The following is a 9477-nucleotide window of genomic DNA, read 5'->3' as shown; positions in this document are numbered from 1 at the left end:
TTGGTCTGAAATACCCGAAACATGTGAACGCGCTTCGTGTACTCGGTAATGTCGCAGTCCGGTATGTCACTTCCCCGAGGGGAGCACGACGCATGGACCTCACCACCATCAACGACGTAGTTCGGCGACCACCGGATCGCCCCGGTGCGATCTGGCGGGTCGGCGACGCGTGGCTTGCCGGTGGTACATGGCTGTTTTCAGCAGAACAGCCCGATCTGGATCGCCTTGTCGATCTGACAACGCTGGGCTGGACGCCGCTGGAAACACACGCGACCGGTCTCACCATCGGCGCAACCTGCACGATCCATGACCTGTATACGTTTGTAGCGCCGGGTGATTGGCCGGCGGCTCAACTCTGTCGTATCAGTTGTGAGTACTTCCTGTCCTCGTTCAAGGTCTGGAACAGCGCAACCGTGGGCGGGAACATCTGCATGTCGCTGCCCGCCGGCCCGATGATCACGCTGTGCGTCGCACTCGAGGCGACATACACGCTGTGGTCCACCGACGGCACCGAACGAATCGTCGACGCCGCCGATTTTGTGATCGGAGACCACCAGAACATCCTCGAACCGGGCGAGGTGCTTCGTAGCATCGACATTCCGATTCACGCGCTCACCAAACGTCACGCCCACCGCCGATTCAGTCTCACCCACCTCGGCCGTTCCACCATCTTCATGATCGCTACTCGGACACCGGGCACTACAGACCTCCTGCTCACCATCACCGCCGGAACAACCCGACCGATCCAACTGTCGTTTGCCACCATCCCGGACCGGGATTCGCTACAGCACGTCATCAATGCCATTCCTGAAGCTGCCTGGTTCGACGACCCGAACGGCACCCCTGACCACCGCCTTCACCTCGCCCGGCATTACGCCGAGGAGCTGCGCCTGGAACTGAGCGAGGACCGATTATGAGCTACGTGGTGAACGGCAGGATCTTCAGCGAGCAGCCATTCGCCGGGCAGTGTCTACGCACCTTCCTCCGGACCCTCGGCCATCACGGCGTCAAGAAGGGATGCGACGGGGGCGATTGTGGAGCCTGCACCGTCTGGCTTGACGGCGCTCCGATCCACAGCTGCATCACTCCCGCCTTTCGAGCCGAAGGTCGGGATGTCACGACTATCGAAGGCCTAGGCACTCCGGAGAATCTGCACCCGATGCAGGCGCAGTTCCGCGACGCGCCTGGATTTCAGTGCGGCTTCTGCACCGCCGGCATGATCATGACGGCGGCAGCATTGACCGACGATCAGAAGGACGACCTGCCGCGCGCCCTGAAAGGAAACCTGTGCCGCTGCACCGGGTATCGAGCGATCGAGGACGCGGTCAACGGAGTCAGTGCGATCGAGGTCGCACTACCCGGGCAAGCTGTAGGGACAAGCGTCGGCGCACCCGCCGCTACCGATATCGTGACCGGCCGCGCCGAGTTCACGATGGATACAACGATCGATACATCGACGGGCGGGATGCTGCATCTGAAGGTGCTGCATTCACCGCACGCCCACGCGCGGATCGTCTCGATCGACACTGCTGCTGCGCTCGCCGTTCCCGGAGTGCACCGCGTCTATACCTGGAAAGACGTGCCGCGCAAGCGTTTCACGACGGCTATCCATACCGACCACCTTGTGGATCCCGACGACACCTACATTCTCGACAACGTGATGCGCTTCGTCGGGCAGCGGGTGGTAGCCGTACTTGCCGAATCCATTGCCGCAGCCGAAGAAGGTCGTCGCAGAGTTGTGGTCGAGTACGAGGTTCTCCCGGCTGTTTTCGATCCAGAGGAGGCGATGGCCGATGGCGCCCCGCCATTGCACGGATCGGACGACCCGTTTGTCCGCGACCCCGAGCACAACATCCTGCTCGAGATCCATGGGCATGTCGGCGACGTGGAAGCCGGGTTTGCAGCGGCGGACGTGATCCACGAAGGCACGTACTTCTCGCCCCGGGTCCAACATGCGCACCTCGAGACGCACGGTTCCATCGCCTGGATGGAAGACGAACGCCTACACGTGCGCACCAGCTCGCAGTCGCCGTCGATTGCCAGGGTCAAACTCTCCCACCTGTTCGATCTGCGCCCGGATCAGCTTCGCGTGTTCTGCAAACGGGTGGGCGGCGGATTCGGCGGAAAACAAGAGGTGATCACGGAAGACCTCGTTGCACTGGCAACACTGGACACGGGCCGACCCGTCAGCCTCGAGTTCACGCGCGAAGAGGAGTTCACCACCGCATCTCCGCGACATCCGATGAAATTGACCATCAAATTGGGCGCCACGGCGGACGGGACGCTGACCGCATTTCAGTACCGAAACATCTCCAACACCGGCGCCTACGGAAACCACGGCGGTGAAACGTTATTCGCCGGCGGAGCTGCCGTCTCGCTGTACCGATGCGCAAACAAGAAGTTCGACGCGTATTCCGTCTACACGAACAACGTTCCGAGTGGAGCCCTGCGCGGTTACGGGATGACTCAGCCCGCATTTGCCGTGGAGTCCGCGATGACCGAACTCGCACTCGCGTTGAACATGGACCCGCTGGAACTGCGCCGACGCAACATCGTGCGGCCAGGCGATTCACTTGTGGCGCTCGAGGACGGACCCGATGACGTCATCTTCACCGAAGACGGACTCGGCCAGTGCATCGACCTGGTGGACTCCGCTTTGGATCGCACGCCGGTCCCATCTCTCGGCGAGGACTGGCTCATCGGTACCGGCACGGCCAGCTCGTTACACGAGACCGCCCCACCCACTGAGCACATCTCGGAGGCGTGGCTCACGCTCGGCGACGACTGTATGTACGAACTTGCCATCGGCACAGTCGAATTCGGCGAAGGAACGTCCACCGCTCACGTCCAGATCGCCGCGAATCAGTTGGGAACCACACCGTCCCGCGTGCGAATCATTCAGTCGAACACCGACCGTACCGGTTTCGACACAGGCGCTTTTGCCAGTGCGGGCCTGTTTGTAGCCGGAAACGCTGTCTTGCGAGCATCGAATGCGTTGCGAGATCGCCTACTTGCCTTTGCCGCACACCACACTGGCGTTGCAGTCGATCAGTGCTCGATGGACGACGACAAGATCGTCTGCGCAAGTACACGATTGACTCTGCAGGAAGTTCTCGACGCCGCGAGGCAACGCGGGATCCGATTTACCGTGGCCCGCAAGGCCTACGGATCGCCGCGGAGCGTGGTGTCCAATACTCACGGCTTCCGCATCGCGGTGCACCGGATAACCGGCGAAATCCGGATACTCTCCAGCGTTCATGCGACCGACGCTGGTGTGATCATCAATCCCGCACAAGTTCGAGGGCAAATCGAAGGTGGCGTCGCGCAGGGAATCGGCTTTGCTCTCACCGAGAACTTTCATGTGGACGCAGCCGGCGCGATGATGAACCCGAACTTGCGAAACTATCGCATTCCCACGTATGCAGATGTTCCTCGCACCGAGGTGATATTGGTCGATTCGTCTGATTCCGTCGGCCCACTCCGCTCGAAAGGCATGGCGGAGTGCTGCATCAACCCGGTCGCCCCGGCCCTGGCGAATGCTGTGCATAACGCGACCGGCACCCGATTCCGGTCGCTTCCCCTCACTCCTGAACGGATCTACACGGGGTTGAACCGATGACCGCGGAAACATCCGCCGACAACATCGCCACAGTCATCATCGGTCAGCGGGTACACGCCGGAATGGCAGAGCAGTTCGAAGTCTGGCAAAAGGACCTCAACCGGGCTGCCGCGGGCTACGCCGGATTTCTGGGCACCGAAGTGTCCGCGCCGACGGCCATCCACCCGGAGTGGGTAATCGTGTATCGCTTCGACTCCATCGCTCATGTTCAGGCCTGGATCAACAGCGCGACACGTCAGGATTTCCTCGAGCGCGGCCGCCAATTCTTCGACGGACCCGGTACCCAACAGGTAGTGAGTGGCGGGATCAAACGACCCGATCCACTTCTCACCGTTGTCGTGTCACACCGAGTCAGTGATGACAACATCGAGGAATTCCTTGCCTGGCAAGACCGCCTGCGCGAGGTGGAAAGCACGTTCGAGGGATTCCGCGGCACCGAACTTTTCCGACCCGTCGACGGTGTCCAAGACGAATGGACCACTCTCTACCGCTTCGACAGCGCCGCCCATCTCGATACCTGGCTGACCTCCCCCGAACGTCAGGAACTCCTTGCCGAGGGGCGTAGGTTCCACGATTTCGAATTGCGCACCGTCGACAATTCATTCGGCAGTTGGTTTGCGTTCGACGAGAACGGCAACGAAGCCCCACCACCATCGGACACCAAGACTGCGATCGCGGTGTGGGTTGGCCTGTACCCGACTGTCGTCTTGCTGACCTTGGCATTGTCACCACTGAAAATGCCGCTCTGGCTTGGGTTGTTGGTGGGAAACCTTCTCTCGAGCTTCATCATGAGTTTCTTCACGATGCCTTATTACGTGAACCGTCTGCTGAGTCGCTGGTTGCGTCCGCCGGCCGATGTTCCCGCGGCGAAAATAAATGCTCAGGGTTTGGCGATCGTCGCAGCGGTGACAGTGTTCTGGGTTGTGGTGTTCTATCTCGTCACTACACAGATCTGGTCGCTGCCCTGATTGCACTGCACCACGCAGCAGCACTGAACGCAAAGCGGTCCCTCCCCATCATCAGCGGAATCCTACTTACCCGCTTTGGCCCTCACCACGAATATGCCGTGCGAACCCGTGCGTGTTTGCTTCAGGAGCTGCGCATGCGTGTGGGCTTCGCATCGTCTTTCCTGGTGATGCGAAGCTCTCACACGGTATTCAGTTCCGGCAGAGCCGGTTTCAGTCTCGATGCACTGGGCCTTGGCGGGTGGTGGACCGGCGGCGTCGTTGTTTCGGGTCGATCGCAGCTGGTGGGATGAACCAAGGTTTGTGATCGGTACCCATCTTGATTTCCCAGATCCCGCGGAACCCGCTGGTGCTGTGGATCAATCGGTGGTGGCTACGGCAGAGGAGGGTGAGATTGTCCATCACCGTCAAGCCTCCGGTTGACCAGGGTTTTATATGGTGCGCGTCGCACCAAGCCGGAACCGCATCACAGTTCGGGAAGGCGCAGCCTTTGTCCCGAGCAATCAACGCAGTCCGCTGCTCGGGTGTGACGAGGCGTTTGTGCGGGGTCACATCCAACGGTGCCCCGTTGCCGTCCATCAACACCGTCGAGAGCATGCAGTCACAGGCGAGCATCCGGGTCAGGCTCACACTCAGTGGTCTCATCCACGGCATGTACCCGACATCAAGATCTTCGACATCAAGCTCTGCGTCCCTGCTAGGTCGCGTAGCGGCGCATTCGCGATGCTCGGCAAGATCTTTCGCGGTGATGTGCACATTCACGTGCGGACGCTGACCACCATCAACACCGGTGACAGCATTGTCGAGATACCGGCGAATCAACTCCGTGAACGCGTCGGCGGTGCGTTTGGCTGCCGACCGCTGATCCGGGGTTCCGTCCGCGGCCGGTTTAGGCATCGACAAACCCGAGAGAGCCGACAACAACATTTCACCAGTGAGTGCGTCGAAATCACCCTTGATCGCGACCCGCCCGTTGAGCGTCGGCGAAATCCGCAAGACGTTGAGGTCATCGTCCTCACCGGGCGGAGTCTCGTCGGATTCGAAAATCCGCTCCAGGACCGCAATCGCATACCGCAGCTTGATGGTGGTCGCCTCCACACCGGATGCGGCAGCCAACAGAGTCTTCATGCAGGACGGTAGAGCGTTCTCCGGCATTCCTTTTGGTGGAGATTCACAGAATGCGGCAATTATTGCCGCATGATCGAGCGAAAGGTCACCGGCCTCGAACTGCGCAGCAATATCCGGCAACACCCGCAACGCGGCACCGAGGGCAGCGATCTTGTTACCGGCCGCGTTCTGCAGCATCGTATTCGCCGCCAACCACCGACCAACACCCCGGTAACACAGCACCTGCTCGTCCGGACTAAGCGCCAACGCGTCGACAGCGGCAACCCGAATCGCTTCCAACCGAAGAATTTCCGCAGACGCACTAACGGCAACGTCCCGAACCTCCGCCGGGCGCAATTGCCACAACCTGCCACGCACACCCGCAGCCGAACCCGCTACAACATCCCCCACCGAAACAAAATCGCTGACCGTAGTCATCAAGGCCTCCCCACCCGTGACCCAATTATACTCGAACAACCATTCGATTCAAGGGGCATTTCGGGCAGGCTTAAGGAGATCTACGCTCGAGAACTTCTGACATGCAACAGCATTCAACGTTCGACATACGCACTAGCGACCTCCTAGCGGCAACGCTCCGATCCCACTCGCATAGGGCGGCAATGTTCCGATCAGGCTAGGCGTAAGCGTCGTCGCAGACGGATCTGCACGTCCCAGAGAGAACTTCCGAACTTCGGCACTCGCTCCGCTACCGCTGATCAGCAAATCCGCCCCCGTTGTGGTGCTGGTAGTCGCAACGCTCACGCCGGAGAGCCCCTCGAACGGATCGAAGGACGCAATCTCCCGAAAGGCAACGTCGGTTGAGTGGTGGTCGGGGCTTTCCAGATACATCTCAGGTGATCCGTCGAGGCGTGATCCGCTCGAGAAGATTCGCACCGTTCCGTCTCCGCCGCTCATCCCGGCGACTATGGATTTCGCGCCGCCTTCCGCACCGGCCACCCAACCGGTCGACAGTGATACCCCACCTCGATAGCTCTGATCGAATGCCAAGAACTGCGAGGTCGCCACCGGCCCACCTGTGTGTCCTTCATGTTCGTCGGTCTTTCCGGCGGCTGCTGTCGGCTCGTACAGGTCATACCGGAACGTTTTCACCAACGGCTCGTCGCCGGGTCCGGGAGCAGTCACGATGCTCGCCCGGCCGGAATGCGCGTCGACCATTCCCGTGGCAATGGTGACTCCGCTGCTCGAACCCGGATATGGGATGAACGATCCGAATTCGGCCGGCGCCGACTTCTTGTCCGTCGGCAGTACGGTGGAGTAGATCTTGACCTGCGATTCCATACCCGGGCCGGAGGCCACGATAATGTTGTCCGCCAATGCATTTCCGTCGATATCGACGCCGGCGACGTTGACACCACCACGGAAACCCGCATCAAAAGGAGCAAACCGTGCCAGTTCGTCGGTGAACGGTGGCCCGTCGACCGCGTTGTACGCCACCACTTCTGGTGCACCACCGGCGCCGGTTCCAGCGATGAGGTCGAGCACCATGTCACCGTTGACGTCTGCCATCGCCACGCTCGGGGTTCCCTCGAACGACGGGAATGGCGTCACGGTTGTGAGCATCGTATCGCCGTTCGCGTCGAAGATCTGCACGGTCGCAGGCACGCCGGGCGAGCCGGGCACCGCAACCGCATACGTCGACACTTCGGGAATCACGTTCACCGTCGCCATCAAACCGTTGTCCTCGTGATTGAGGCGATGGCAATGGATCACAAAGGTCCCCGTGTATTCGGTGAACTTGGTACGCAGTGTCACCGACGCCGGTACAAGCGCGTTCTCATTCTCGTCCGTCACAGGCGCAGGCACGTTGACGTTGTCGATCCCCCACTGCTGCACCCCGGTTGTGGTCCCGGCAACAGGATCCACAACCTCCATCACTTGAAAGTCATTGACGTGGATATGCATTGGATGCTCGTCATTGTTGAGGTTGGTAATTGTCCATTCCTCGACGGAGTTCAGCCGCGGCTGAATCAGGGGGATGTTCGGGAAGGTGTTGTCGGCGAACTCATATGTGAAGGCTTTCGGGTCACTGTTACTGGCCTTGTTGTTTCCGAATCCACCAGAGACAGTCAGGTTGCGGGTCACATCGGGATTCACTGCTGCGGTATCCACGAACGACGTGTAGGCATCAAGTTTCTGACCGAACTCGAAAGGTGTTGTCCTGCCTTCACCTTCGTCTGGCGTTGCTCGGATCAGCTGCTGGGTCGGGAAGGTGAAGAATCCGTCGGCGTAACTGATCACCGACGGGTCGACGGTGACGGTTCCGAGCTCGGCAGGAGGATTATCGGTGCCGTTGTTGGTGTAGAGAATGCCGGGATTGCTCACCGGTTGTGCACCGTCCAGCGGCGGCATTTCCAGCACCAGATCACCGGACTCCGGCATCGTGACCGCAATCGCGTATCGCGACGCCGGCGGAATCACGAGCCTGGTTCCGTCACCATCCACCGGCGGCCTGACCTCGGAGAACGGGTTTCCGTCCTGACCCACTATCGCGAACCGCGGATGGTTACCCGTCGCGGTTTCCGTCAACGTGACCGGCAGGTACGCGAAGTCGCTGATGTTGGCGAGCACCCAGATTTCGGTCTGACCCGGCTTCAGTTTCAACGAAGGTTGGAACTGCCCGTTCACGGTGTACTGCACATCGCGTTGATTGTCCGGCAGCGACAGATCGGCCGGAACGTTCGTCGATTCGCCAACGAAACTCTGCAGATTTGCGGGGACAAACTGATTCTGGCCACGATGGTTGGCCGGTGACAAGGGCCCGCTGTACCAGTTGGTGAAATACTGTGAGCCCTCGGTGGTTTCCGAGAAATTCACCGGCGCGAGACTCGGGCGGTAGGAGCCGTCGGCAAGTTCCTGACCCGTCGGCGGATCCAAAGTGCTGACAAATTGTGGCCACATTGCGTCATTGAGTTTTCGGCCCAGGCCTTTGCGGTCAAAAATGAAGTTGTACTGCAGTGCCATATCGCGAACTGGTACGTCATTGGCCGTCACTATCGGCAAATTCCCATCGGGGCGGCCGATTTCCAGCAGTCCCGCGAGTCCCATATATGTCTGTTGAGCAGTGAGCGTGTGACGGTGGCTGTGGTACCAGTACAAACCGTTGGGCATCGTTCCGGGGATCGCGTAGTCGTAAACATTCCCCTGCCCGGCGGGAATGTTGAGCAACACGTTGTCGGCATTACCGTCCGGACTGACGTGCACGCCATGAGTGTGCAGATTGAGCGGCGCAGACGTCAGCACCGGAGGATAGATCGGTACTTCACCACCCGCCGGAGTGAATGCGGGATCGTAGAAGTCCTCGATCGTGAGATCTTGCAAGTCGTTGTCGTAGTGGACAATCAAACGCTCGCCAGGATTAACCCGCAATGTCGGAGCCGGATACACATCGGTTCCGGAACTCGACCCATCAGACGCTGCGCCACGAATGACGTCGTATCCGAAGAGCAAGAAGTCCGACACTGTTCCCGACGCAGTATCAAGCGGCACCGATCCCTGGTGCGCAGACAATCGCACCTCGAGAACACCGTCCACGCTACTGAGTTTGATCGGTTCCCGGAAGTCGACCGGCGCCCCGTCCGATCCGTAATTGGCGCCGGCACCAGATACCGGATCACCCGTTTCGCAGGCAGCCAAGGCCACCGTCAATGACACTACTACCAGGACGACGAGCGACCTTCTGTACCGAGCGATCACTGGTTTCCCCGTTCCGTGGCGGCGTGAGATACGTCCGATCGACGCTTCGTAGCGTACCGAGGAAACCCCTAG

Annotated in this window: 5 protein-coding genes; 3 read left to right on the top strand and 2 right to left on the bottom strand. The window is 60.1% G+C overall.

Going from position 1 to position 9477, the window contains the following annotated elements:
* Window positions 1-92 precede the first annotated feature (92 nt).
* Genes RG2_RS07915 through RG2_RS07905 form a run of 3 tightly spaced genes read left to right on the top strand, consistent with a single transcriptional unit; the run spans window position 93 to window position 4587 of the window.
* Complete coding sequence (locus RG2_RS07915) at window positions 93-917, top strand: FAD binding domain-containing protein (protein ID WP_033230890.1); 825 nt, start codon at window positions 93-95, stop codon at window positions 915-917.
* Complete coding sequence (locus tag RG2_RS07910) at window positions 914-3619, top strand: molybdopterin-dependent oxidoreductase (RefSeq protein WP_033230891.1); 2706 nt, start codon at window positions 914-916, stop codon at window positions 3617-3619. The genes RG2_RS07915 and RG2_RS07910 overlap by 4 nt, the downstream gene beginning before the upstream one ends.
* Complete coding sequence (locus RG2_RS07905) at window positions 3616-4587, top strand: antibiotic biosynthesis monooxygenase (RefSeq protein ID WP_033230892.1); 972 nt, start codon at window positions 3616-3618, stop codon at window positions 4585-4587. The genes RG2_RS07910 and RG2_RS07905 overlap by 4 nt, the downstream gene beginning before the upstream one ends.
* A gap of 210 nt (window positions 4588-4797) precedes the next feature.
* Here the strand turns inward: RG2_RS07905 and RG2_RS07900 are convergent, their stop codons facing one another.
* Window positions 4798-6129 carry an HNH endonuclease signature motif containing protein gene (locus tag RG2_RS07900; protein ID WP_033230893.1) on the bottom strand — a complete coding sequence of 444 codons (1332 nt, stop codon included), beginning with the start codon at window positions 6127-6129 and terminating at the stop codon, window positions 4798-4800.
* Between the two features lie 132 nt (window positions 6130-6261).
* A complete protein-coding gene (locus tag RG2_RS07895; protein WP_033230894.1) occupies window positions 6262-9405 on the bottom strand; it encodes a multicopper oxidase family protein in 3144 nt (1047 codons plus the stop codon).
* Window positions 9406-9477 lie beyond the last annotated feature (72 nt).

The sequence above is a fragment of the Rhodococcus globerulus NBRC 14531 genome, from assembly GCF_001894805.1.
Lineage (GTDB): Bacteria > Actinomycetota > Actinomycetes > Mycobacteriales > Mycobacteriaceae > Rhodococcus_F > Rhodococcus_F globerula.
Note: the sequence above shows the minus strand (reverse complement) of the source record. Positions and strands in the feature narration are given on the sequence as shown.